Raw genomic sequence first — 24126 nt, forward strand, 5'->3', positions numbered from 1 at the left:
CAAAATTTCACCATCATTAAGATATGCTATAGGTTCAGCACGGTAAGAAATGTTCCCTCTTACCAGCTTGCACCGACATGCCCCGCCAGGGTGGTTAATAGATGTGATTTTGCTGTTTATTTGCGACGTCCAGCTAACGTACTCAAGCACCAAAGGCACTTTCCAAAAAAGTCTCTTTGTAAGTTCAAACTGCTTTGGAAAGCGAGGGGGCGTTTCCCCCTGCGCTTATTACCCTGAAACGGTACGTACTCCGATTTCTCAGAGTATTAGAGTATTTCGACATAAATTCGAGAATTTTTCTAATGTGGAACTGCCCTTTCTAGGTGTCAACATTAGCTTTCACTCTGTTAGGGTATAAACCCCAGAATCCACTCGAACAAAATATCGTTCATCTTGCAGCACTTGACGAACCTTGGCTTGCCAGTGTTCGTTTTGTCGGTGTTTCGCGTAAGGTGCAATTTGTTGGTAAATGGCATCTAACGATAAGGTTTTACCCTGTAACACTCGACGCAACACTGCTTTCCATGTAACTCCAACCATATTGGCCGCACGTTTATCTGCTACTGGGATAAGCGAAAGCGATGATGATGCATTTTGCTTTTTGAATACCAGTAACTTTTCATGGGCGATACGAACCAGCTTACTGTTATTGCTGTAGTTGGTCCGGTCAGAGACACAGTTGTGTTGTACCTTGATGATCTCATCAACGAGTTTACCTGGAGCCAAACGCTCAACCAGACTGGACAAGTTATAATACTCGCCTTTACGTCGAAGGTTTCCCATCAAAATACCGTAGTGACCTCCCGGTTCACAGGCATCATGTATATTCATAATGGCTAATTCTAGAGCTTCCACGAACTCTGGCAACGATAGACGGCTCATATCCCATTTATTGGGTTCACCATACATATTGCCAGAAAAAGTGATCATGTCTGCATAAGGGGGGTGCCACCAAATAAGGTGGGCTGGCTCCCCAAGAAATGCAGACAGATCATCTCGCAGCAAATTAAACCCCTGATGCAAGTCTGTACCAATAAAACGAACTTTGAGTTCATTTGCCACCTCAGTACTGGTTCCTCCCCCAATACTAGGGTCAACAACTAAGCCATTAGGTTTCATCATATATGACTCAATAAAGTCTTTAATGATGTGTCCGGTGCAATTACCTCGATACTTGTTGTCGCCATAATGACCACGATTCGGGTAAGAGCAAACAGATGTAGTAAACATGGTGTGTCCTCCTTGTGGTGGGCACACCATGCTCCCTATAGGGGCAATGGGTGCCCCTATAGGGTTAAAGGTTGTCGGTGTACCATGCATCAAGGTTTTCGTAATCCTTACGATATATCTCCTTATTGGGAGCTGTCATAAAGACCACATCACCTTCACAGTAGGTACACAATTTGAGCTCACGCTCGTTATACCAGAACGCACTATATGACGAGTCTTGATGAGCAATTCTCCAAGAGTCGTTCAGGTAGCAATTCCAAAAGGTTAGTGTATCTCCTAGTGGAAAGTGACTACGTTCGATAATCGAACCATGCTCTGTTTGTTCTGGTTTAACTCGTCCTGTTTTAAGTCGCTTCTTAATGATGCGTTTGGCACGGTTCAGCAGTGCAAATAAGCGAGCATTGTCACTGCTATACCACTGTGGATTACGCTTATTCCAGTAGAATTTTGCGTGAATCTCACCAGATAAGCGCTCCATTTCATTACGGTTTAAAGTATCTAAGAAACGGCGCATTGCCATGTCATGATTAAGCGTTGATTCTAAGGATGCGAGTGTAGTCATTGTGATTCTCCAGTTAATAGAGACCACTGCCCATTCAGGGCAAGTGGCCCCGAAAGGGTTATTTAAGGACAAGTGAAATTTGTGTTGGCGCAACGTTTAACTTGAAATAACGCTTATTAGCTTTATACGCTAAGTCAAACCAACCTACCGGAATGGATACGCTGCCATCATCACCACCAAATATCATTCGAGCAGTTTCGTAAAAGTCGTCATCTTTGTCAGGATTACATCCGTGAGCATAGACAACAGCACCTCTTGAGCGAGGACTTTCTTTTACATCTGCGTTGTTCAGAAGATACAAACCTTGATCTTTTACCAATAGCAACTGCGGTTCGACTAAAGACTTGTCTATCTGGCTGGAGTCCGGCCATCCAAAATCTTTGTGTTCCTCATCGTTTCCATTGGAATCAACAGCTTTGCCTGTTTTGTATAGAGCAGGCTTAAAGAGATCATCCATTGTTGGTGAATAACTTTTCGTCTTATTAAGCTCATCCACCAGCAGTTGTACTTCTTTCATGTTAAATTTTACGATTGCCATAATGGCCTCCATTAAAAATTGAGAGGCCAGCAATGCCCTAGAGGCTTTGATGGCCCCTTAGGGTTTAGGATTTAATTTATTCCTACAAATACATTTAGAGCGCGTTTGATATCTAGCTCAAACTCATCCAAGCATGGCATTGATGCATCCATCTCGTCATACCCTTCTCGCTCTATAATTCCCCAAAAACAATCTGAAAGATTATCAACCAAATCAAATAGTTCACTTTCTTTCCACTTATTTGGGGCTCTTTCTATTTCGTCAACACATCACATCTATAGATGAGGTTTGAATATGGATAAAGATCTACAACAAAGTTATCTTCACCATACCCAAAACAATCTCCGATATTGATGTGGTTGTCCTCTGCATGTTTCAGTACAGCGGTCGTGAAATAGAAATGGTATTTTGCTTTATGTGCGTTTTTTGTGCTCATGGCTGTCTCCATAAAATTGAAGAGGCAACCAACGCCTACCAGGGCGTGATTGCCCCGTTAGAGTTAATGTATTAGATCCGGGCTTCCATAATCTGGAATTGCCCTTTTGTCTCTGAGCATAACTCTTTGAGAGAGCTATACAGTTGCTCTGCCGACAACATTGGTTTACCCAAAGCTTTCATTGCCTCAAGTGCATTTTCAGCTCCATGCTCCCCTGTTGCGTCAAAGACGTTGTAGTGGACTTCACCTATTGAAAGAATGTTTCCGCTCGCCTTCACACCAACCTGCATTTTTTCAACAGTTAATGTGAGTCGCTCACTTAAAGAACCTGAATAAAAACTTATTGTCGTATCATCATGGAATACGCCGTTATAGATTTCATCAAAGTTGATCATGATACTTTGGCTGTATTTTTCGCCAAAATAGAGTGTCAAGCAAACCTCCTCTAGTTCCGTATCTGTCACTAATGCACCATTAGCTTTAATCAGATACGGGCCGTCGATTACAGCCTTCATATCGTCATGAATTGAGTCGTATACATCACCTGCCGTCAAAGTACCATTTGGTTCTTTTTGGACAGATTTAGTACGTGTAAACACTTTTTCATCCGACAACTCAGAACTGTAATCAGTGAAGTAGTCAGGTCTCAGATCTTCTTCTTGGATTTGATAGTATCCTTCCGGAACCACCCACTCCTTCCAACCTTCAACCCAATCTGTTTCAGTGTAATCACTCCAATCAGGACTTCTTTCTCGGTTAATAACATCGAGAACCCCATCAATAGTCCAACCATAAACTTTTTGTGTTTCTAGGTCGGTAACGGGGATATGACGCTCCAACGGAGTTTCAATGGACATCAAACTAAGTTTAGTTTCATGGATTCTGAACACATCCCCATCTAATTCAATGAGGCTTTCTGGGTCCGTTAACAAGCTGTGTTTGCCTTGTGCAAGATCCAGAAAATATTCCACCCCTAGACTGATAGTGCTAACCAGATAGTCAACACTATCGACAAGCTCTGCGCAGGTCTTGAGATGAGATGGTAACAGTCGGCCAGAAAGGCTAATTCCCATATCAGAAATTTTCTTCTCTGGATTTTTGATTGCTACGTTTGCGGCCACACGATATGCCTCATAGGCATCTTGTGCAGTAGGATAATCAAAACCCTCTGTCAAAACGCAAAGGAAAGCTGATTGTATTTTCAAGTCAGTATCGGTGTGAGCGATAGTCATGGTTGTTCTCCATAAAAATTGGACACACCTATGCCGTCGAGCAAGATGTGCCCGAGGGCTGTGATAAAAAGTGAATTAATGCTGTTTATTTTTGGCGACCAGCTATCGCACATCAGCGCACAAGGCACTTTCCTTGAATCTCTCGACTTTCACATGTGAAAGTGAAAGGCTCAAGGAAAGCGCCGGGAAACCCGACGCCTATTTCTGGTAGTTGGCCCACCAGGTTCAAAATGTGTGTGAAGTAAAAGCCCAGATAAGAGACTGGGCGTATTAAATGTTATTAAAATATTGGGAACTGGTCATGAACTTGAGCATCAGCATCAATTTCAATCATGCGATACCCAGCTTTAACTGCCGAAACTAAGATATTGTGAAATTCTTCCCCCATACCGTTATATCCAAGATTGTTCTCAGGTTCATCGTACAGTTTGATGAGCCAGCCAGTATTTCGACCCATTATCATATTGCAGTCTGGAGCATAGGATAGCTCATTTAGTGCTTCATGCTCATCTAATGGAATATGACAAATGCTAACACCAAGCGTCTTATACTGATCGTTAGCCGCAGTAAGTGACCATTCAAAAAATGGATACTCAATGTCACCCTCTAATACAGCAATCATTCTAAAGTCGCGTTCAGGTCTGGTTTTTTGCAGTATTTTAAGTTCTTTAATGGCACTTTGCTAACTTAGAACCGTGCAGGGGTTGTCAGCGCGGTCAATGTTGTCATGCCAATTACGACCATGCTTATCTTCAATTTGATACCCAATAATCATGATTAAATACTCCCTAATAATATACAACGCTATCCCCCTATCAGGGAGTTAGACGCCTAAAATGAATAGGCCCCGTCCCTGACGGGATAGGGCCAATACATGGACTGATTAAGCAGCAAAAGCGGTCAACGATCGCTCCATTAACTTAAACAGTGTTTTTTGTAGATCCGCAGCATCCTCGATGACAATGTTCGTATTGAACAGTCGATTAACGGCTGTAGTTTCAATACCAATACCAATCATTTCTATGTCACTGGCTTCGCACAGTCCGATAACTTTGTGACAAGCCAGTGCATTGTTCGGCGCACCATCTGTCACAACAATCATCATTTTACGTTCCTCTCTGGTTTTGGTTAGCTCAAATGCGCTATACCAAATGCCCTCAGCCATCGGTGTACCACCGCGTGAATTGAAGACAAATTTACCAGTTTGGTTTTGTACTTTTTGACCATGCTTTACAACGCTGTACACAGGAACATTGGAGTTGTTACCGAAAAACGTTACTGCTGGATTAACCCCTGGAATGCTTTCTAAAGCTAATGCAATAGCTAAAGAGGCTTCCCTTGCAATATCTTCCCTGCGCTTACCGTTTCCGGCAGGGCTATCCATTGAGGAGCTCATATCGACCAAAATGTGAACCGCTGTATTAGGGCGCTTCTTAGCTTCTGGTCTCTGGAAAATACGAGTATCTCCAATGACAACTTTATGTAGTTGACGAGTGTCTACACGCTTTCCACTTCTTTGGTTCCTATGAGCAGTTCTTTGGCTGGCTTGCACCAATCCATAAAGCTGCTGTCGGATTTTTGAAGTTGTACTTTTCACATCTCCATTGAGACGCTGCCCTGCTTCTTTGTGATCATGGATATCCATTGCTGACCGTACTGTTTGGTAACGATCATCACCTTCTTGCTGGGCTACCAGATTCAGCTCTTGCTTCAAAGCGTCTTGCGCATTTTTAGGCAAATCACTGTTTCCAGCGCTTAGTACTTGTTGTAGCAATTGAGAAGCATTAGGAGGAGAACTGTTACCGCTCGCGTTCTCTTCACTATTATTACCTTGAACTTCGGGGCTATTTTCATTTTGCTCACTTTGCGCTCCACTACTGCCACCCTGTTGTTCTTGGCTATTTTCATCATTGCCATTAGATGACGACTGTTCCTGCCCATTTGGACTTTGAGAGTCGTCACTACTTTTATCCTTCTGCTCAGGTGATTGCTCACGTTGAGATTTCGGATTTTGCTGCTCTTCACTATCTTTCTCTTCTTCGATCATCTTAATGATGTCATCAGCAAGAGATGCAGCGTTTGCAGTTGATTTGGCGTCCACACATTTACGTAGCAAGGCATTAAGCCTTACAACAACACCTTGAGGGAAAACTCTTTCAAACACAGCTTTTGCGCCATCTAAACGCTCTTGCAATGCAGTTTGACCTACACCAACTGTTTGCAACCAATACAAGCAGTATGCAGACAGGATGGATGCCGGGTGGTCTTCATCTCTCACGGGTTCATAATGGCCTGCTTGAAGCATGTATCGAGCCATCTCGTGCAGTGTCAAAGCTGTTCCTGGATAGACCCCAGGCATTGCTCTTTCAATACGACAATCTTCAATGACGTTTGTTAGGTGAGCGTGCAAGGCGCGTCGCCTTTCTACATTGAAGTCCGTAAACCGAACGTGTGCAGCTTCATGTGCCAAGTAGCCCCAAACAGCATCCATATTTGGATAGTCATCTGGAACATTTGGAATAACGATAGTTTGACCATCAGTGCTTGCGGTATCTGACCCCAAGGCAACTTTAACACCAAACTTCTCGCCATAAGCAGCAGCTACGATGGGTAAAGCATTATAAACAGTACGTTTTTTAGACATATTTCTTCTCCAATTTGGACAGAAGAAACAAACCACCCTCGGAAAGGTGGTTGTCCCTTCCGAGGGGGTTAAAAATAACAATCCTGATCATCAAGCTCAGTTGGTTGCTGTTCAGGTTGACTTACAACATGATCATTAGAGTGAGATTGACCAAAGTCCTTGCCAACATAATCTGCTGGGTCTTGGCTATAGTCTTCCACTGGAATGTCATCACAATTTAGGTCTGCATCCCACAGAGTCTGAGAAGAGACATCGCTTTTGTCTTCCAAAGCATCATCTTCCTCGTCATCTTGGTTTGCACTGGATGTGCGGTTGGCTAAAAACGCTTCGAAGTCATCCAAAATAGTTTCAGGTTCTAAGTTATTAACTTGTTCACCATCTTCTTGGTTAACTTCTTGGCTTTGCGTTTGAACGTATGGTTGTTCCAGTGCCTCATCACTCTCAACACCTTCACTTTCATCTTCTTGATCAGAAGCTCCAGACTCTAATGAGCTGAGTTCATCTCTGGTCAAGGTTTTGGCTACATCATCAACACTAAGCGAACCACCAGCGTATTCTTGAATACGTTTGCGATCACACATGATTAATACAGCGGCCATAATTTGAAAGACGAACATACCTTCAATATTACGCTTTCCAGCTCCGTGCTTTTCGTACCCTGCTAGTGTTTGATCGAGCAGGCTAACGAGCGGAGTGAATGCGCTGTTCAAAAATGACAGTCCATCCACTTTATCACGTAGGTTTTTTAGCGTTGCGCCTGTAGCTGTTGCTACATGCATCTTCCCAGCTAAACGTTTGTTGTAAAAATCATTGGCATCATTTACCACCTCAGCAATGAGATCATCGCCCAACTCCTCAACCTTACGATTAAGTCTGTGTGCGCTTTGCTCATCTTGAGTAGGTTGAACCATAAACACCTGATATTCAAAACCAATTCGTTTTTCTACTTCTTCACGAGGAAGAGCTCCAGCACGAATAGCAGTCTCGTATTCAGGGTTTTCTCGACACCATTCATCAACGGCATTGTTGTAGCCAGTAACGAACTCGTGTTTTAACTGTTGAACTTCGACGTCAATCTTGTCCAACTTGGCGCAAATCTCATCAGTTTTTGCTACGGGTACAGCATAGCCATTCATGAATGGCATACCATAGCTAAGCAAAAAACGTCGAGTTTCTGTTTTCAAGCGATGAAAGCCTTTCAGCTTCGCTGGATCACAGATTTTTTTCGACCCTAATTGAGCTACTTTCTCTGGTGGAATTTCACCACCAGCACCCAATTTAAAGTCAGATGCAGACAAACGAGTTTGCCCACTCCAGATATCAAAATCAGCATTAATAACGCATAGATTTTCGAGATGTTTAACTTTTGACATGGTTTATTCTCCAGCAAAGTGAAAGCACACCATGTCCCGAACCGGGCATGATGTGCCCGGTTGGACTATAAAGTTAAAGTGAGTTACGCAGGAATAATCATCCAGGTAAAGGTGGATGGAAATGAATTTCCAACACGTTGAACATTGTCGTACAAGGTGTCATTAAATACTCGGGTCATCCAGTTCGGAGAACCTTTCTTTTTATAACATAGCTTGTAGTTTTTCATGGTTGCCTCCTAGTGCAATAGACAGGAGGCTAACTCCGAACAGGAGAAGCTCCCCTGTTGGGTTAAATTGAAATGAGTTTGATGCTGTTTGTTTTTAGCGACCAGCTATCGCGTCTTCACTCTCGATGAGAGTAGAATTCGTCCTTTTCCGTTGAAGACCGAAAAAGCAATCTTCAATGGAAAAGGGGGGGGAATACATTCCCCCTTTCATGTCTACATTTCACATAGGCTCAATGTACCAGGTAACACTTTTTGGGAAAGAGTTTGCCACTCTTTGTACATTGGCATAAATCGTATCTTTGTAGATACGTTCTAGCCAGCGGCCACCATGTAGGTACATGAGCTTGAAGTTCTGTGTTTTCATTGTAGATGCCCTTTGTTGCTTGTTTCTAAAACACACTGACGCGATATGCTTTAGAAACAAGCCCCAAAGGGCTTGTTATTTATGCCTAAAAATAGGCTGACTCTACTTCTAGAGACACATCGTTTAAAGGGGCTAAAACCTCTTCATCTTGAATGTACCTCGGGTTAACAGAGCCTGTAACCGTTACTCGGTAACGCTCTGAGGTCTCCTCTCTATACGAGTTAAAATCCTCAGGCTTAATATTCGAACCTTTTTCTTCAAGTAGCTTTTGGTAATTTACCCGACCAGCGGCTTTGTACTTAGTGATCATTACACCGCAATAATCCGCATGGAAATATTCACCCATCAAAGATTTCATTTTATCAAGGTGAGGTTGCCGCTTATCTTTCAACGCTTGCAACCTATCTTCCAACTGCTTAATTTCTGCGTCATAAAGTCGGTACTGCTCCGCTTCGTAAATCCACTCGTTCACTTCCTTACCTTGCGGTATAAAAAGATCTCGCTTGGGGTCTTTCTCAGGCTCTTTACGCTCAGTGACTCTTTTCCAGAAGATTGTGCCCTTAGCCACAATTTCTTTTATCATAGGCTCATCTCGGGTGATAACAAACTCCTTGAGTTGCCCATTTCGGTAGAAAACTAGCCACCCTTGCTTTGCACCAGTAACTAACAACTGATGTTGAACTTGAGGGTAATATAACTGATAAGCCTTGCTGTTTTTTAGTTCAGAACAAACATCGTTCCAGACCGTTTCGCTAGGACATTTCAGTTCAGCAGGTTCACCATTGCCTCGTAGACCATCGAGCGATGCTCTAAACAATGGATATTGAACTGACTCGACACAAACAGGTAAGAGAATATCATTGTACTTCTCCTCAAATGCACGTCTTGCTTTATCTTCGTTTTCAACCCCTTGGCGCACCAGAGGGTTTAGACTTAGATCGACTTCACGAGCATAGCCTGTTTTTTCAGCCCAGAGTCGCCATTCCGTTTTATAAGGAGAACGATTTAGTAGGATGCAGGCGTCAGTAGCAGTAATACCACCTTTACGCCATTCCAACCATTGTTCGCTCCTTTGAGATAGATTGACGATTTTCATAGCTCTCTCCTGTATTTAACAGGAGGAGTCCCCATCGCGGGGGAACTCCCCCGCAAGGGGTTAAAAGTAGTTGCCGTCACCACCCTCTTCCAGTTCAGGATCAGGTTCGTGCAAACCTTCTTCTATAGGATCAGGATCATGCTGAATCGGCTCATCTGGTAACTCAGATTGAACATCGTCAACATTTCCCTTTTCCTGGATAGAAGCTTTTTGGGTTACAGCTGGTTCCATGCTATCAATCTCTGCATCACGCAAATATTGAACCGCATACTCCAACTCGGCACCAGAGAACCGACTTTCAACATACTCGTGAGTTGCTGACCACGCATTTTGCGCAATAGCTCTATCTGCAAGTTGTTTTAAAAGTGGGTCCATTTTCTTTTTATGCTCCAAGGCCAATGGACTTGAGGCTTCAATGACAGCTGGTTGTTTTGTGGTTTGTTCTGACGATACAACATGCGCTTCACCTTCAATTATGCGTTCAGCTTCATCTTGATCGTAAATTCCAGAAAACCCCAAACCGATACGCAGACCTTGGATAAAGCCTTTGTGTCGTAACTGTCGTTTCGTGTGAGTCTGCCAAGGGCCAATAACAGTGTAAGGACCGTACTGACCCGTTGCTTCGACTGGTGGACGATAGACTTCATCAAGATATTCTCGAATACGTATAGACCGTGTACGGTCCTTTCTGTAAACGATACACTCCACCCATTCTGGACATTTCACCTTTGCTCCGGGCATTTCAATAAGATTTTCAGAGTATTCAAACTCCACCCCATCAAATTGCTTGTGCTCGTTGGCAATCCGGCTCCAGCCATCAACACCAACAACAGGTACTATGCCGCCGCTTTTATCGGGGAAAGCGTATATTTCTCGCGTAAACGGATTCAGATTGTACTGCTCCGCTACGATGAGTAATGCCATCATCTGCTCATCAGTTGGTGCGCTTCCGTCTCGCTGCTTAAAGGCTGTTAGCTTTAAAGTTTCAAAAAACTTCTTAGCATCAACCCCAAACCGCTGAGCCATTCTTTCAACTAATGATTTCGTTTCTGGTTTTGTAGACATGGTGTTCTCTCCGTTGAGATGGAAGGGACACCATGACCCCTTAGGGCACAGTGCCCCTCTAGGGGTTAAAAATAGGAATCTTCGGTTTCGCAATCAATGTTATCCAATCGAAATAGTTCGGCGACTAAACCAAGACGTTCTGCCGCTTCTCTAACTTCGTTGTAATTCCATCCGAACTCAAAAAATATTCCTTCCAAAGAATCAAATCCGTCATAAATAAACAGATCACCATCTTCTCCACAGATTTTAACCAAGCGTTTTTCATCATCTTTAAAAAACTCCTGCTCAAATCTGCGTTGTAAATAAATGAACATCAGTAAAGGCTCATAGCCATCCGAAGCAGTTAGCGTCCCAGCACCTTCCAACATCGTTGGACAGATGGTGTTTTCGCTAGCGCCGCTTTTTACAGTTAGCTCATACCCTTTATTGGTTCTCATTAAAACATCAGGTAATTGAGATTGAGATCCTTTCTCTCTGGCAACATCGAAGCCAAGCTTTGATGCACCATCAGTAAAGACCCCGACAATAAACCCTCGGAGTAGAGCATGATTTGAAGCATCAACAGGCGATGACAACAACCAGCTCAGTGAGTAACCATCTTTTGATTCTGTTTCGGCTTCAAGAGAAGACACAGCTTTTGTTGTGGCGTTTACCTGCACTTCATCGAGGAAGGAGTACCCCTCTTTAAGCAGATCATCAACATGCTGATTTTCTTTCTCTTTCACGGTGACAGGAATCGTATCTAAGCTGGTGGCTCTGATTATCTGCCCATCGAGCAAGATAGTCTCTTTCCACCCGTTTAACTCAAAGAACTCTACCAATTGGTATTCAGTTGGCCCATCAGGATCGATGGACCATTGAACTGGCTTGTAACCAAGCATTACCTTGTCGATAGTCGTTCCACGTTCACGGATGTAACGTTTGCAAATCATGTTTTGCGTATCCATGAGATCCCCCTATCGCCACTGCTCACCGAAAACGTCTTTCGCTATGCGAATGACAGCTTCTTTCTCCTCACTTGAGGCTCGGATTAGCAATGATTGTTGTAAGGCATACTCAATGGCATTTGGCGCACCACGAAATTGCAACGTTAGTTTTGCCCAGCGCACAAGTGTCCGCGTAGACATTGTGATGCTGATTTGTCCATCATCCCCGTTTTCACCCATAAATAGTTTACGAATTTCATTAGCAATTCGAACCATACCATTACGAATGTTGTCAGGAAGACGAGGAACTACTCGCTCCAGAACGCCGCGTTCATCTTGCTCTGCCATATATGGCACAACAGAGAAACGATAACGATCCATTGCGGCCAAGTTCTGCATCATTACGCCTTGGTATAATCCTGATGGATCACCTGAGCCTGTACTGTTACCAGTGACAATAACGCGGAACATTGGATGTGGTTTGATGATTTCTCCACCATTCTGAGCGATAACCAGTGGACGACCTTCAAGAATGTCGTTTAAACCGGAAAGCTCTGCTGGGTCAACCAAATCAACCTCGTTAATGAGGAGGACATGGCCTTCACGCATAGCGATTGCTAAAGGGCCATACATGAATTGCATGACGGGAGTTTCTCCAGGCTTTGGTGAAATCAAGGCATGATGTCCAACTAAATCTGTGAACTCTAAACGACCATTAGCCGTAATTTGTTGCACAGGCCAGTTGAGACGCCCTGTAATTTCTGTAATGCCAGAAGTTTTACCAGAACCTGTTGGTCCGGTGACATAGTACGCATCACCGCAGGGATCATTCAAAAATGCTAAGCATTCTCTCAAGAACTCCTTTCGGAAAACGTAATCGGCGTGAGTTTGTGGAATAAAAGGATTGCTGCTATCGGCATAGCCTTTAGCGAGAATCTTTTCCGGAATATCCGGCATACCAAAAACATCACGTACTTTGAAGTTTGCATATTGTTGAGACATAGGTGCGCTCCTAATTGGTTGTGGGCACACCTAGACCCGTACCGGGCTAAGTGTGCCCGGTTGGGCTATTTCAATTAACGTTAATTGCTGTTTGTTTTTAGCGACCAGCTATCGCATCTTCACTCTCAGATGAGAGCAAAAATCTTTTAGGCATAATTGTCGTATGCCTAAAAAGACTTGGTAAGTTCGGCCCTAAACTGGGCCGAATTTGATTATGAATACGCGGATATAGTGTCATTTTGACCAATAATACCTAAACGCTTAGCCCAGTCAGTAATAACCTCTTGAGCTTCAATAACACTACAAAATTGTCGTGGATTGATAGATATCGTTCGGCCACTGGCTAAATACAACACACCCACGCAATCATCATACAAGTGAACTCTCATACTATCTTATCCCCAATGCAATAATTCTCCTGACCCAATTTGCTTTGAATGAACATTTACATAATGGAAAACGAAACACACGCTACTCAGAGACAGTGAACTATTGCTGTATAAAAAGGGACGTAATTTGTATTGGATCTTACTTGGCATGAACTGTCCTCCTTAGCCTGTGTCCTTCATTGTGTAACAAAGAGCCAGGTTATGGAGGCTTTGAATTTGAAACGCCAAATACCTGAGTACCGCTAAAAGCAATACCTGATACTGGCATGTTTTTTACCATACATGACTCCTATGACGCTTGTTTTCAAAACACGTACCACTACATGCTTTGAAAACAAGCCCCATTGGAGCTTGTTTATCATGGCTATAAAGCTAAATCAACACATTCACAACAGGAACAGATACATACCCCGTGGGTAATTGCTGACCTGTGCGTTTAACAATTTTTGCTTCTTCAAGTACATCCAGAATACCAGCCAACTCAGAGTAATCTCTGAGATCGCTGACTGGTGTGGCTTGAACTTGAAATCAGGCAAACAAACCGTTGCAACACAAACTGGCTCTCCAGGAATAATACCTTGCTGACTATTATTCTTTGTGTCCGAGGCCACCAGCTCTAGAGCTAATTGTTGATTTGGATATTGGATCTTTCTTACATCACAATCATATCCACAAAAGTGTACAGTATTCATATAAGTTACCTTGCTTGTTAAGCAGAGATACCCTATCCCTTCTGGGGTAGGTCCCCCGCCAGGGTTAAATTACTGATCACGATTATCGTGCTTTTTGTTTAACTTTTTTTCTACAATCTTCTTGGTTATCAACCCAATAACAATGATAGCTATCAGGCCCCCCAAGATGAGCGAAAAATATAACAGGCTTCCTGTTGTCATTGTTCTGTCCTCAAAGTGTCATTCAGATCCTAACGAAAATTAAGCTCAAAATTGAGCCTATTTATCCACTGTCACTAAATGCTACCAGAATGATAGAACCAACAACGTAAGCTGCCATGAAAACTAATCCCATAACAACAGCAGCGACATTAGCTCCGAGCACAGCTGCGGGATGTACACCACCAGTCATAAGACCAATACCACCAGTAATAACAGCACCAGTACCTAAGCCCAGCACTACATTCAAGATGGCTTTCCAGAAAGTAAATGTAATTTTGTTCATGATTTGTCTCCTTTTTGAACGTTTTTAAACGACAGAGACAAACTCACCCCTACGGGGTAGTTGCCCCCGTCAGGTTTTTATTTTTAGAGATGAAAGATGAGATGTACGTGTTGTACATCTCATCAGTCAAGTCTTTTGGTTGAGCTATACCCTTAAAGATCTACTTACCAAACCAGCGTTTTTCCTTTACGGATATACGTTGGAATTTCTAGATAAGCATATTCATCGACAGGTTTAGCCGGAGTCGGTTGTTCTTGAGCAGGCTCAGGAACAACAGCAGTCTGAACAGCTTTCGCTTTTTGTTCAGCTTTTTCTTTGATAACGGCCTGTACAGACCGCGCTTTGTTACTCGCTTTGTTCCAAAAGAACAAACCTAAGTTCTGGAACTGCAACGCAAGAAAAGTAAATGCTTTCGCAAATACCATTGCTCCTACGTACAATGCGCCAAGACTAGCTACGATAACAAAAACGAAAGTGATGATGTGCATGGTGTTACTCCTTATAAAACTAAGGGGAGCAACACCCTTGGTCGGGGTATTGTTCCCCCGATTGGGTTTTGAAATGCCATACGGCATATGATTAATGCTGATTGTTTGTGGAGACCAGCTATCTCACATAAAGCCGCAGAGCGACTAAAGAGTCTTTACTATAGCACTTCTCGTAAAATGTAATAAATCGTTCTATCTGCCCGTTCTGGGCACATTTGTAGCTAAGGATTCGTCAATAGACCTTTTATCCTGTATCTGCGTTTATCTGTATCTGTATTCAATTGAAGGAGAAAGAAATGACAGACTTAGCAGAAACCTCTTTGGAACAACAACCAACCAAAAAAGAGCGCAACAATGCGGACCTTTCTCGCCCTGTATTCAAACGAGTGCTGAAAGTGAACAGTCTGCAAGCTCAACGTGTAGTCGAACGCAGCTTTCAGCGCGTTTCCGATTCACTGTTTTCGATTGATGTTATTTTGCGAATCATTGGTGAACAAGATGAAATTGACCAAGTAGAAAGCATCATCCAGGAGCACATCGAGAAAGTATCCGTTGATCTTGATACCGCCACTAATCAGCTACAAAAGCTGATGGAAGACAACGGAATTGAAGGCGCTCCAGAATATACAAGCCCAAACCAGTACGATATCGAGATCAACTCACCACAAGTAGCTCAATTTGCTCACCTAGTGCGCAAGTTAGATAACTTGATGTTGTTAGTCGATACTCTATGGCTAAATAGTATCCTCACAAGCAAACAGCGCAAAGACGCCACTTATCAATGGCAACAACGCTTAATCAAACTTGCTGGCCGAATTATTGGTATTGAGAAGAGAGCTCGCATCTCAGCGCACTCCAAAGGCAAGAAAGATGAAGTTGAAGCAGCTGCTCCAACTCAAGAAACTACTGATGAAGAAATTGCATCCGAAGCCGACAATGCTGAATCTGGGGAAGATGAAAAGGCAGCTTAACGCTTTATGTCGGTTATCTATTGAGAGCCCTTCTACAACAGAAGGGCTTTTTTGTGTTTCTCACTTTCACATGTGAAAGTCAAAAATGTCATCATTAACTTTAACTATTCGCTATTAGCCACGAGTCATCTGGAATGTGACCATTGCGTACTGCGATTTTATAAAAATCGGTAATCGTTGTTACTCCACGTTGCAAGGCATACTCAAGATAGTCACCCGATTGTCTACTTGGAACATATTTGCTCATTTGTTCTGGAGTTTTAATGTAGTGACTCAGCTTGTAATCGACCCAGCCAGTCTCTGCGTTCGGCGTCAATGTCACTGTAACTACCGTGGACATACCTTTTAATCGGAAAGCATAACCTGATTGAATGGGCTCATAGTGTTCTATCGCTTCATTTTCAAACACACCATCAATTGTCCAGCCTCGCTGGTTGTTGCTACCCTTTTCTCCCGAAATCATCTTTAAAATTTCCGATGAGTATTTCAATGTACTGTTGAAGCCATTACCACGACTATCAATTCGTGACGATTCATCATTCATCAATCGTTTGTTAGGGTTTAACAATGCGTACAACAGATTTTTATCTTCTTCACTGTTCAGATCTCCGTACAACTTTTCAAGTGTGTATTCAGGATGACTCTGCGTGTGGAAAGTAATAAATCTATGATCTTTCAATCTCTCAGAGATATGAGTACGGCCAACGAGATTGAATTGCAATAACCAGTCACGGAAAACACACCAGTCATTTAGCACGTCAGCAGGGATCGTTTCCGCTCCCCAAACATCTAGTGAAGCTCTAATTTTCCAATTACTACTAGATGTATCACCTTTGGGCTTGAGATAAATCAATTCTACATCGCGGCGATTAGGATCTACCTTAAATGCTTTTAGGGCAGAATGTTCCATAAGTACTGCGTATACATTGAATGGTGATTCTGAAAAATCGAGCTTTAGAACAGGCACATAATTTTTTCGCGTTGCCGCAGCGTTTATTTCATCTCGTATTTTCTCGAATGACCCAGAAAAATACTTACTCCCTTCATCAAGCATCATAGGCAATTTTGCTTCTGGGTGAGTATTAGACAAAACCACTTCGGCGTCTTTCATTTCTAAACTTGCCCTTTCAATAATTTGAGGAGGTATATCTGGCATCTTTGACGAGAATGTTTGACTGATCGCAGTTCGAATGCTCTCGTGAAGAAAGCACCTTAAAGGTTCGCCTTGGTCGGCCTGCTTTCGAAACTGAGTCGATTGAAGTAAATCTGCGTGTCCTTTATAGCCTAAAGACTGAGCCAGCCAGTCATTACGTTTGAATGCGCTCAGAACTTTGGTTTTGGACTCTTTTGCTATAAGAGATGCAAATGACTTGGCGATATTTTTGAATGCATCCGTTTGAGACGGATAAATTGGGTATGGAGTATCCATAAGTTAATCCCTTCACTTGGCTTAAAATTTTTGCTACGTCCACCTCGCGCAAACACAGCCATTAGTTTCAGGTTAACTGGTTTGCGGTATCACGTTTTGGCACTGGTGGATGCCGAGGGAAACGCTCAAACCTCATGGATTTAATCTAACAGGTTCAGCGAATATTTCAAACAAGAAAAAAGGCGCTCAAAATGGGAGCGCCTTTAATGTGTATACAACTGGTCTTTTTAATAACCTGGAGCACCTGTATCTGGAAGGATGGAGTCTCCCGCATCTTTTCTTGTTTTATCGAGATCAGACCCCTTCAATCTCTCCTCAGCTCGCTCTTGAGCATTAAGTCGAGTTCCATCAACATTAAACGCACTACCAGATCCAGTAAGGCGGTCTAAAGTCATACCAGCAGGATCGTCAAAGTGACCATTAACTCTCAGCAAAGCTAACCATTCATCCAGATTTACCTGTGTCCAGTCAATCTCAGATAAACGATCCAGTGGAATACCATCGCACTGAGGAGCTTTTGCAGGGCCGAAGTTCATTCCTAACTGAGGTCTTACTTGCTCCTGAATAATTCGTGATAGTGGAGAGCTAAAACAGCAGTATGCTTCGCGTTTTTCGATACATGCTCCCAGCACTTTTGATTTGCAATATGAACCAACCTTAGTGCAGCTATTCAATGCTCTTTTTGCATTCAATTCAAACTCTTCTTCTTCACACTTCCAAACTATTTGAATGATCATCATAGCCACAACATAAGCGGTATACGCGGCCATAATACCACTTAGTACACTCGCTGCCTGTTGTCCTACCATTTGCTCCATCATACCTTCCGATGCGCCAGCTGGTACACCAGCGCTTCCTGATGCAGATGCATTCCCTAGAGCTTTACTGGTTATTTTGGTGATTTCATCTTTGAGAGCCTGAATTGCCTCTTTTGCCAAGTCAGTGATTGGTTTAGTAAAGTTGTCAATCGCACCTGTAATGTTCTCAATATATGAAGTGAACGGCTTGGTGATTTCGGTCCAACCACTAATGGCTGGATCACGGATGGCTTGATAAGCACCTTTAATTGCACTGCCGTTATCCAGTGACATAATGGCACCATCCAGTTTAGGAACTGACATCATAAGAGTCAGATAGTCTCCCATAGATAGGCCGCTTGGTTTCTCACAACAATCCTGAGCCCCCCCAACAGCTTTTTTACATTCACCTGGATCGCCACCAAAAGCCTTACAAATAACGTTTTCTGTACCTGTTGGGTTATCGTTACCATCAGTACCAGTACACGCCATATCTTGTGTCATAAACTGAGCAGCATTCAGCAGTGCGGCAGCTCTGGCAAAGTCGGTACTTTGTGTCTTATTAACGTCTAAGCACTCGTCACCCATGCATTTTATTGGCCCACCACATGTAAAGTTTGTTTCTTTGTCTAAAGTAGGTACATCAACATCCGTCCCGCAATCAAAGGTATCTTCTTGCACATAACATGTTCCTGAACTTCCCTGAGCACCTTCCACACACTTAGAACTAACAAAACCGCACTGCGGGTTATCTTCCAGAACCTTACATGAATCAAGGTTGCCACCTTGATTATTTGGGCACTGTATTTCTCCTTGTGGGTCAGTCCAACACTCCATTTGCCCCTTGTAGAAGTCATAGTCAGCTTTTACTCTGACTTTTGTGCATAACTTAGGTATCCCAGGCAAAGGAGGCTCACTCAACATGTCCTCGCAAACTTTAAATCCATTTTTTACTACACAACCAGACGCATTTACATCAGATGGTTGCTCAATACAAGAGAATTGACCAGAAGCAAAACCATCTCGGATACCTACAGCTGCATCGAGACAACTCTGCGGGGTCCATGTGTCTTTGAATACTGCTTTTGAACGATCGTACTTAATTTTTATCCGACCAAAACCTTCACCATTACCAGCAACAGAAACTCTGATTTTAAAACTAACCACATCGCCTGGTTTTGTGTTTTTAAAGTGAGACGTCACATCAGTGTTGGGGTTAGTTTGCCAACTTGTACTTAGCTCACATGCACCGGGAGTTTCTGGGGGGAAGTTACTATTCGGACCTTGCCATACTTTGTTTTCACTGCCAGGAGGACCTACTAATACTTGCATATAGTCATCCCACTTAGCATATTCTAGTGTCGCTGAAATGATTGCATCAGGATTATCAACTCTAACCTGTGTTGCCTGCTCATAGATTGTACACCAGCCTGACCAGTAGTTATCGCCAACTTTACCGATCCAAAGTTCAATACAATCATCCCCACACGGCTTAATGTTAAATGGGCCATCATGGTATTTTATGATTTCAGCGTCATACTCATGCAACACTTCACAATCGGCACTTTTATCCGTTACCCTTTCACAAGTTCTATAATCTGGTATATGCGTTGCAATTGTATTGTTGTTAATGATTGTTTCAGCAGAACAATCACCAAAACCTTCTGATATCACATCAATGTCTTCATAGGTTTTCTTACTAAGGTTCATCAAGGGGTCATTGCTGAAATCAGGCTTTGATTGGTTTGTTGCATCCAAGAGAACTTTGTAGGCTGCTCCTGATATGGTGGGGCTCCCACTATTAGCATCACTCCATAGAGAGCTTTTTGCATTACCACCAATAGAATCCATACCATTGTTGTCATTATAGACACCTTCTAGTTCACCTAAGTTCGGGTTTCCATCTGGGAAGTAATAACTTGAAGGGTCACTATTGGAGCTGCTTGTACCCGGAAATAAATCATTTACATTTATAGTTCCACCACCATTTTGAAATTGACCATTTTCAAGTGTTGGAAAACTAATATTTCCGTTGTTAACTCCTCCTGGAGCGGACTTGAACGAAGACACTAAATCATTTGCTAAAACTTGCGCTTCTCGTCCTGCCTCACTAGCGCTATTGCCGTTAGCATAGGCATGTATCGGCAAGAAAGGGGTTGTCACTATTAGCAGAGAAGCGACAGCCCTCATCAACCTTGTATAATTTCTCATTACTTTATTCCTGTAACCCGTTCTTATTACCCCTCAACATATATCGCCATGATAGTCGCCCGACCGAGTTTCTTTAGACTGTGGAACTGTCCATTTTGGACAACACTGGGGTCGTTTACCTACGCTGCTCATGTCCTCCATATAAAGAAAAAGCCCCAAAACGGGGCTAGTTATTAGTGATTTCTTTGTTGAGCTTTAGTTATTACAACAATCATTCCAGCGCCATATCGTGTAAATAGGATCTTGACCTATTGCTGGAATTGTTTTCCCTATCCCCCACGTTAACGTTGACTCTCCGATAACATGTGAAGAATTTGTTTCTGCGACTGGATGCAATAAGGTAAATTTGTATTGTGTTTTGGGTAATGTTGGGCTTATGACACCATTACACATTGCATCAGAACCCATCGTCTTCCATGACAAACCTCGACGATGCAAAGCTGTTAGAACACGGGTTGCAAGTAGACTACTGTCTTTGATCACCCCTTTTCCACCATTTTGGTTTCCACTTAAAGGGTAAATTGACCCCCAACTACCTGCACACCAAAACAACTGCTTGAGAGGCTTACCAATACTCGCAGCCGCAGCGTCAGCTGTACATGCTGCCGCTGCTATAGGATTAGCGACAGCAGCAGCTTCGGGATTAGTAAAAAATGCAAGTTCATCAGAGTTCCAAGTAGGGTCTAACTCGGACAGGTACATAATATCTAAATCAGAGTAACCATCAGCATTGCAGGTCTTCTTCACGAACAGTTCCAACATTGTCATAAGAGGAAAGGCGTAAAAGTGATAATGCATAAATGAGCCATCACCACCGTCCATCGTTCCTTCTCCATGATGACCTTGGAACGTTCTGTCAAAGGGGAATCTAGTTCCATTAAGCACAGAAGAGCACCCTGGAACTCGTTGAAATTCAACCAAACGAGCAGGTTCCCACATTGACGTAGTTACACCTGGTCGTGGTATCCCATTGTTATCTTGGCAAGCACACAAAGCTCCCAACTGCATCAGACGGATAAGAACCACCACCTCCGCTCATTGTTGCCCCTGCCACTCGAATCGGAAATATGCATGACCAACAGATATCAGTAAAAAGTTTAGGGCCAATGACTTCTGCATTCTGGCATCCTGGATCAGCTTTAGCAGTCCCCGCCAAGGCAAATAGGGCCACTAATAAAATTGAATTCAATATTTTATTCACGACATAACTCCAACTCTAACTGGCTCAGATACTTGTGCTTGTTTTATTAATGAGTTCACTTCAAGGTCGAACGTGACGGGTTTGCCATGCAAAAAACCTTGCTGCCACTCTAATCCAAGAAGTTTTGCCACTTCTGATTGAGCTACACTTTCAACTCGTTCTGCAATCGGTGTTATGTTGTTAAGACGACAATACTGAACCGCCGCGTTACCTGCCAAACCCTTCAATTGTCCTATTTCAACTTTGCAAAATTGCCAAGAGTAAGATGTTAGGCGACTAACTGATGAGTGATCTTCTCCAAAGTCATCCATAGCTAAAGCAACATTGAACTGACTAAGTAAGGACCATGCGTTATCCAACTGTTCTGGTGTTACCTTTTCCGTGATTTCTATAACTACTTGGAATGGGGCTTTATCTGTAAGCTCTTTCAACAATTTGAACCACTTCATTCGCATGTCTGAAAAGCTCAATGTCTGTGGCGATACGTTAATAAAAATACTGGGGTAAAGCCTTTCGATAACAGGGACAAGGGGAATCAGAGATTTCATTATCTCTAAATCCACCATACCCCAATTAATCGGTGTTTTGTGGTCTGCTGGACCATAGACTTGACCTTGATGGTGCCATCTAGAAAGTACTTCTGCTCCAACAGTATTGCTACCATTTGAGGTAATCGTCTGAAATGCAGGGATCAGGTTCATTCCACAGCCTCCTTAACATCAAATTCCCTTACCAAAAAGTTATTCCCTTGAGCTGTAATTACTGTTGGCGTGTACTCGACTTGGAAGCGATTAACTACATCCGGCGTAAGCAGATAAACAGGAGCGTCAACTGTGTCCGTAACATGTTTATATGAATCCCAACCACTATCGCGCTCAAACTGAGTAGCAATATATGTGACTCTTTGAACCCCACGTTCTTGCTGCACTTTAGGGACAAGTTCAGTCAACAGTTCCATTTGCTTTTTATCTAAAGGGTCGAAAATGATAACGGCCTGAGTAAACTGACGAGTTCCCGGCTTACACTCTTCGCCGTGAGCGCAAAGTGGATTTATAACCTCACCTTTACGAGCAAACACAACTCCCTCAGCGGTACTTATGTCCTTCGATAGGTATATGCTTGGGTCAAGCAATCGCTCTCTATATCGTGGTGCCCGTGGTCTTTCGTTGAACTGCTGGTTATGCCAAAACCGCTTTACTGCCTGATCTTTCTTTTCTTCCCAGTCAATACCCGCTAGTTGAGCTTTAGCTCTCTCGATAAAGTCTTGCTCCGCAATTTCAACTGCTGGACCTCGAACTCCGAAGTCGCCAGACTCACCAGCATCCACCTCTTTTCTTATCCACTCCAGCGTCGATAAACCTGTAACTTTTGCGAGTTCTTTGGGATCGTGTCCAGGCTTAGTTTCTTCTTCAAGCACGACTATTGTTGGTACTGACGTGACATTATGTTTTTGGAACAAAACAGAGTTGATAACGACATTAGGCACTGGGTCCATTTGCTCTGCTAATTTTTGAACAGCTTTGATGCCATCACCAATGCTCATACCATCCGGAATTCCACGGAAAACCACTACCACATCATCTTCACCTGATGCCGTATCAAGGACGTCTTTCAGCCCTTCTTTTCCCAATGAGTAAGATGCAAAAATAAGAGTGGAGTGCCCTGTGTAGACACTTTTTTCGGCCTGTCTTTCTGCCATTGCTTTCAGCGTGGGGTCAGATTCTTGTAATTGCTGAAAAAACTGACGTGCTTCTACCTGAGATTGATCTAGATTTTTATTCTTCGCCCAAACAGGAAGCTCTTCCATTTGGCGAGCCTTCTCTGCCAACTCTCTTCCTTGCTCGATGATAGCCATATCCTCGCTAGTTAGAGGACTGTTACTAGCAAAAACAGAACTTGAAATGAGGGCCGCAACTAATACAGACAATTTAGAAAAGCGGATATGCGCGGCCAATGATTTGCTCATCTTTTACATCTCCCCAATAGCGTGAATCAAAACTCGATATACTTTCCCCGAGAAACCAATAATGTTTCTCTGGAAGAACACCTTTCCCAAAGAAATGACTAGCAGGAACATTCAACTTATTAGCCAGTTGTAACCCTACTTGTTTAACCTCTCCGTTCACTACAACTTCCCAGTTTTTATTGACTTCAACAGTATCGCCTGGCATCCCGGAAAGGACTTTTAACATCCTTGTTCCATCATCATAAAGTGGCTCCATACCCTTTGCTGAAAAGGCGTAAATAGCATCTCTATGGAGTTCTTTATCTTTTAGGTCGATAAGGTAGACAGAATGATTAGGTAAACATCGCTCTAATTGAGGGTCATAACCGATTCGGTAACGTCCCGCAAAGGACGTCCCAGCAACCCAAAGAAGAGCAAGTACAATTGCAGCCTTTAAAGCAAATCGCTTCCAAGATTCTTTTCTAACAATGAGCTTCATTCCAGTATTACCTCCGAAGGTAAATAAATATCCTCAGGGGCACCTAAAGTAGCGGCACCATCAATAATCAAGTACCCCGCTTCTTTGAGTTTGAAGATTGCGTTGTTTGTTTTAAGCATCAATTGTTCGATCTCAGCCTCATCAGCTCCGGATGGGTATGAGCTCGCAATTTTCGTGAAATCCACAACAACTACTGGAGGCGTTAACGCTAATCGGTCATGAAGTGCTGCGGTTTCTTTGACCATGAAGTAATAAGAACCACCAAATCCACCAGCTGCACCTAACAACGCCGCAATTAAAATTGATTTAAAGTTCATCATCCTTT

At 43.0% G+C, this 24126-nt stretch carries 23 protein-coding genes and 2 pseudogenes; 1 reads left to right on the forward strand and 24 read right to left on the reverse strand.

The annotated features are described in order from the left end of the window. Positions 1–339: 339 nt before the first annotated feature. The 17 genes and pseudogenes from SU60_RS05960 to SU60_RS06030 all read right to left on the reverse strand — a co-directional run bounded on the left by SU60_RS05960 (position 340) and on the right by SU60_RS06030 (position 14748). The gene (locus tag SU60_RS05960; RefSeq protein ID WP_041154743.1) at positions 340–1230 is read right to left on the reverse strand and encodes a class I SAM-dependent methyltransferase; all 891 of its coding nucleotides are present in this window, start codon (positions 1228–1230) and stop codon (positions 340–342) included. 64 nt (positions 1231–1294) lie between these two features. Beyond that, positions 1295–1792 (reverse strand): hypothetical protein, encoded by a 498-nt coding sequence (locus SU60_RS05965; RefSeq protein ID WP_014386747.1) that lies wholly within the window; start codon positions 1790–1792, stop codon positions 1295–1297. A 58-nt stretch (positions 1793–1850) separates the two neighbouring features. After that, positions 1851–2330, reverse strand: a complete 480-nt coding sequence (locus SU60_RS05970; protein ID WP_041154744.1) for a DUF3085 domain-containing protein — start codon at positions 2328–2330, stop codon at positions 1851–1853. Between the two features lie 253 nt (positions 2331–2583). Then, positions 2584–2766, reverse strand: coding sequence for a hypothetical protein (locus SU60_RS05975; RefSeq protein WP_014386745.1), 183 nt, complete (start codon positions 2764–2766; stop codon positions 2584–2586). Positions 2767–2837: 71 nt separating this feature from the next. Then, complete coding sequence (locus SU60_RS05980; RefSeq protein ID WP_041154745.1) at positions 2838–3998, reverse strand: ligand-gated ion channel; 1161 nt, start codon at positions 3996–3998, stop codon at positions 2838–2840. 280 nt (positions 3999–4278) lie between these two features. After that, positions 4279–4620 (reverse strand): DUF5983 family protein, encoded by a 342-nt coding sequence (locus SU60_RS05985; RefSeq protein WP_041154746.1) that lies wholly within the window; start codon positions 4618–4620, stop codon positions 4279–4281. Positions 4621–4881: 261 nt separating this feature from the next. Next, complete coding sequence (locus tag SU60_RS05990) at positions 4882–6642, reverse strand: VWA domain-containing protein (RefSeq protein ID WP_014386742.1); 1761 nt, start codon at positions 6640–6642, stop codon at positions 4882–4884. A gap of 68 nt (positions 6643–6710) precedes the next feature. Further along, on the reverse strand, positions 6711–8015 hold the full coding sequence (locus SU60_RS05995) for a DUF3150 domain-containing protein (RefSeq protein ID WP_014386741.1): 1305 nt from the start codon (positions 8013–8015) through the stop codon (positions 6711–6713). 447 nt (positions 8016–8462) lie between these two features. Continuing rightward, complete coding sequence (locus SU60_RS21955) at positions 8463–8606, reverse strand: hypothetical protein (RefSeq protein WP_164496844.1); 144 nt, start codon at positions 8604–8606, stop codon at positions 8463–8465. Positions 8607–8691: 85 nt separating this feature from the next. Further along, a complete protein-coding gene (locus SU60_RS06000) occupies positions 8692–9702 on the reverse strand; it encodes a YqaJ viral recombinase family nuclease (RefSeq protein WP_041154747.1) in 1011 nt (336 codons plus the stop codon). Between the two features lie 240 nt (positions 9703–9942). Then, positions 9943–10767: pseudogene (bet, locus tag SU60_RS06005) on the reverse strand (phage recombination protein Bet); the annotation flags it as partial. A gap of 65 nt (positions 10768–10832) precedes the next feature. After that, the gene (locus SU60_RS06010) at positions 10833–11714 is read right to left on the reverse strand and encodes a hypothetical protein (RefSeq protein WP_014386737.1); all 882 of its coding nucleotides are present in this window, start codon (positions 11712–11714) and stop codon (positions 10833–10835) included. Positions 11715–11723: 9 nt separating this feature from the next. Further along, the gene (locus SU60_RS06015; protein WP_014386736.1) at positions 11724–12695 is read right to left on the reverse strand and encodes an AAA family ATPase; all 972 of its coding nucleotides are present in this window, start codon (positions 12693–12695) and stop codon (positions 11724–11726) included. A 212-nt stretch (positions 12696–12907) separates the two neighbouring features. Next, the gene (locus SU60_RS21960) at positions 12908–13084 is read right to left on the reverse strand and encodes a hypothetical protein (RefSeq protein ID WP_164833035.1); all 177 of its coding nucleotides are present in this window, start codon (positions 13082–13084) and stop codon (positions 12908–12910) included. A 386-nt stretch (positions 13085–13470) separates the two neighbouring features. Beyond that, on the reverse strand, positions 13471–13776 hold the full coding sequence (locus tag SU60_RS06020) for a hypothetical protein (RefSeq protein WP_052481498.1): 306 nt from the start codon (positions 13774–13776) through the stop codon (positions 13471–13473). 262 nt (positions 13777–14038) lie between these two features. Beyond that, positions 14039–14260, reverse strand: coding sequence for a hypothetical protein (locus SU60_RS06025; protein ID WP_014386733.1), 222 nt, complete (start codon positions 14258–14260; stop codon positions 14039–14041). A 164-nt stretch (positions 14261–14424) separates the two neighbouring features. Continuing rightward, positions 14425–14748 (reverse strand): hypothetical protein, encoded by a 324-nt coding sequence (locus SU60_RS06030; protein WP_014386732.1) that lies wholly within the window; start codon positions 14746–14748, stop codon positions 14425–14427. A gap of 296 nt (positions 14749–15044) precedes the next feature. Between SU60_RS06030 and SU60_RS06035 the strand changes: the two genes are divergently transcribed. Continuing rightward, on the forward strand, positions 15045–15719 hold the full coding sequence (locus SU60_RS06035; RefSeq protein ID WP_014386731.1) for a DUF1845 domain-containing protein: 675 nt from the start codon (positions 15045–15047) through the stop codon (positions 15717–15719). Between the two features lie 100 nt (positions 15720–15819). Here the strand turns inward: SU60_RS06035 and SU60_RS20995 are convergent, their stop codons facing one another. The 7 genes and pseudogenes from SU60_RS20995 to SU60_RS06075 form a co-directional block, all read right to left on the reverse strand. Next, positions 15820–17148, reverse strand: coding sequence for a hypothetical protein (locus tag SU60_RS20995; protein WP_014386730.1), 1329 nt, complete (start codon positions 17146–17148; stop codon positions 15820–15822). A 227-nt stretch (positions 17149–17375) separates the two neighbouring features. Beyond that, on the reverse strand, positions 17376–20156 hold the full coding sequence (traN, locus tag SU60_RS06045) for a conjugal transfer mating pair stabilization protein TraN (protein ID WP_014386723.1): 2781 nt from the start codon (positions 20154–20156) through the stop codon (positions 17376–17378). 195 nt (positions 20157–20351) lie between these two features. Next, positions 20352–21357, reverse strand: a pseudogene (locus SU60_RS06050) (TraU family protein). After that, positions 21354–22058 (reverse strand): EAL domain-containing protein, encoded by a 705-nt coding sequence (locus tag SU60_RS06060; protein WP_014386721.1) that lies wholly within the window; start codon positions 22056–22058, stop codon positions 21354–21356. The pseudogene SU60_RS06050 and the gene SU60_RS06060 overlap by 4 nt, the downstream one beginning before the upstream one ends. Beyond that, positions 22055–23323, reverse strand: a complete 1269-nt coding sequence (locus tag SU60_RS06065; RefSeq protein ID WP_041154750.1) for a TrbC family F-type conjugative pilus assembly protein — start codon at positions 23321–23323, stop codon at positions 22055–22057. Before SU60_RS06065 ends, SU60_RS06060 begins: the two co-directional genes overlap by 4 nt. After that, positions 23286–23801 (reverse strand): S26 family signal peptidase, encoded by a 516-nt coding sequence (locus SU60_RS06070; protein WP_041154751.1) that lies wholly within the window; start codon positions 23799–23801, stop codon positions 23286–23288. Before SU60_RS06070 ends, SU60_RS06065 begins: the two co-directional genes overlap by 38 nt. Beyond that, a complete protein-coding gene (locus tag SU60_RS06075) occupies positions 23798–24118 on the reverse strand; it encodes a hypothetical protein (RefSeq protein WP_041154752.1) in 321 nt (106 codons plus the stop codon). The genes SU60_RS06070 and SU60_RS06075 overlap by 4 nt, the downstream gene beginning before the upstream one ends. Positions 24119–24126 lie beyond the last annotated feature (8 nt).

This window comes from Vibrio mytili, from assembly GCF_000830505.1.
Taxonomy (GTDB): domain Bacteria; phylum Pseudomonadota; class Gammaproteobacteria; order Enterobacterales; family Vibrionaceae; genus Vibrio; species Vibrio mytili.

Coding starts and splice junctions, on each gene's coding strand:
- SU60_RS05960 (WP_041154743.1), bottom strand. CDS start 1,230: ATGTTTACTACATCTGTTTGCTCTTACCCGAATCGTGGTCATTATGGC.
- SU60_RS05965 (WP_014386747.1), bottom strand. CDS start 1,792: ATGACTACACTCGCATCCTTAGAATCAACGCTTAATCATGACATGGCA.
- SU60_RS05970 (WP_041154744.1), bottom strand. CDS start 2,330: ATGGCAATCGTAAAATTTAACATGAAAGAAGTACAACTGCTGGTGGAT.
- SU60_RS05975 (WP_014386745.1), bottom strand. CDS start 2,766: ATGAGCACAAAAAACGCACATAAAGCAAAATACCATTTCTATTTCACG.
- SU60_RS05980 (WP_041154745.1), bottom strand. CDS start 3,998: ATGACTATCGCTCACACCGATACTGACTTGAAAATACAATCAGCTTTC.
- SU60_RS05985 (WP_041154746.1), bottom strand. CDS start 4,620: ATGATTGCTGTATTAGAGGGTGACATTGAGTATCCATTTTTTGAATGG.
- SU60_RS05990 (WP_014386742.1), bottom strand. CDS start 6,642: ATGTCTAAAAAACGTACTGTTTATAATGCTTTACCCATCGTAGCTGCT.
- SU60_RS05995 (WP_014386741.1), bottom strand. CDS start 8,015: ATGTCAAAAGTTAAACATCTCGAAAATCTATGCGTTATTAATGCTGAT.
- SU60_RS21955 (WP_164496844.1), bottom strand. CDS start 8,606: ATGAAAACACAGAACTTCAAGCTCATGTACCTACATGGTGGCCGCTGG.
- SU60_RS06000 (WP_041154747.1), bottom strand. CDS start 9,702: ATGAAAATCGTCAATCTATCTCAAAGGAGCGAACAATGGTTGGAATGG.
- SU60_RS06010 (WP_014386737.1), bottom strand. CDS start 11,714: ATGGATACGCAAAACATGATTTGCAAACGTTACATCCGTGAACGTGGA.
- SU60_RS06015 (WP_014386736.1), bottom strand. CDS start 12,695: ATGTCTCAACAATATGCAAACTTCAAAGTACGTGATGTTTTTGGTATG.
- SU60_RS21960 (WP_164833035.1), bottom strand. CDS start 13,084: ATGAGAGTTCACTTGTATGATGATTGCGTGGGTGTGTTGTATTTAGCC.
- SU60_RS06020 (WP_052481498.1), bottom strand. CDS start 13,776: ATGAATACTGTACACTTTTGTGGATATGATTGTGATGTAAGAAAGATC.
- SU60_RS06025 (WP_014386733.1), bottom strand. CDS start 14,260: ATGAACAAAATTACATTTACTTTCTGGAAAGCCATCTTGAATGTAGTG.
- SU60_RS06030 (WP_014386732.1), bottom strand. CDS start 14,748: ATGCACATCATCACTTTCGTTTTTGTTATCGTAGCTAGTCTTGGCGCA.
- SU60_RS06035 (WP_014386731.1), top strand. CDS start 15,045: ATGACAGACTTAGCAGAAACCTCTTTGGAACAACAACCAACCAAAAAA.
- SU60_RS20995 (WP_014386730.1), bottom strand. CDS start 17,148: ATGGATACTCCATACCCAATTTATCCGTCTCAAACGGATGCATTCAAA.
- traN (WP_014386723.1), bottom strand. CDS start 20,156: ATGAGAAATTATACAAGGTTGATGAGGGCTGTCGCTTCTCTGCTAATA.
- SU60_RS06060 (WP_014386721.1), bottom strand. CDS start 22,058: ATGAACCTGATCCCTGCATTTCAGACGATTACCTCAAATGGTAGCAAT.
- SU60_RS06065 (WP_041154750.1), bottom strand. CDS start 23,323: ATGAGCAAATCATTGGCCGCGCATATCCGCTTTTCTAAATTGTCTGTA.
- SU60_RS06070 (WP_041154751.1), bottom strand. CDS start 23,801: ATGAAGCTCATTGTTAGAAAAGAATCTTGGAAGCGATTTGCTTTAAAG.
- SU60_RS06075 (WP_041154752.1), bottom strand. CDS start 24,118: ATGAACTTTAAATCAATTTTAATTGCGGCGTTGTTAGGTGCAGCTGGT.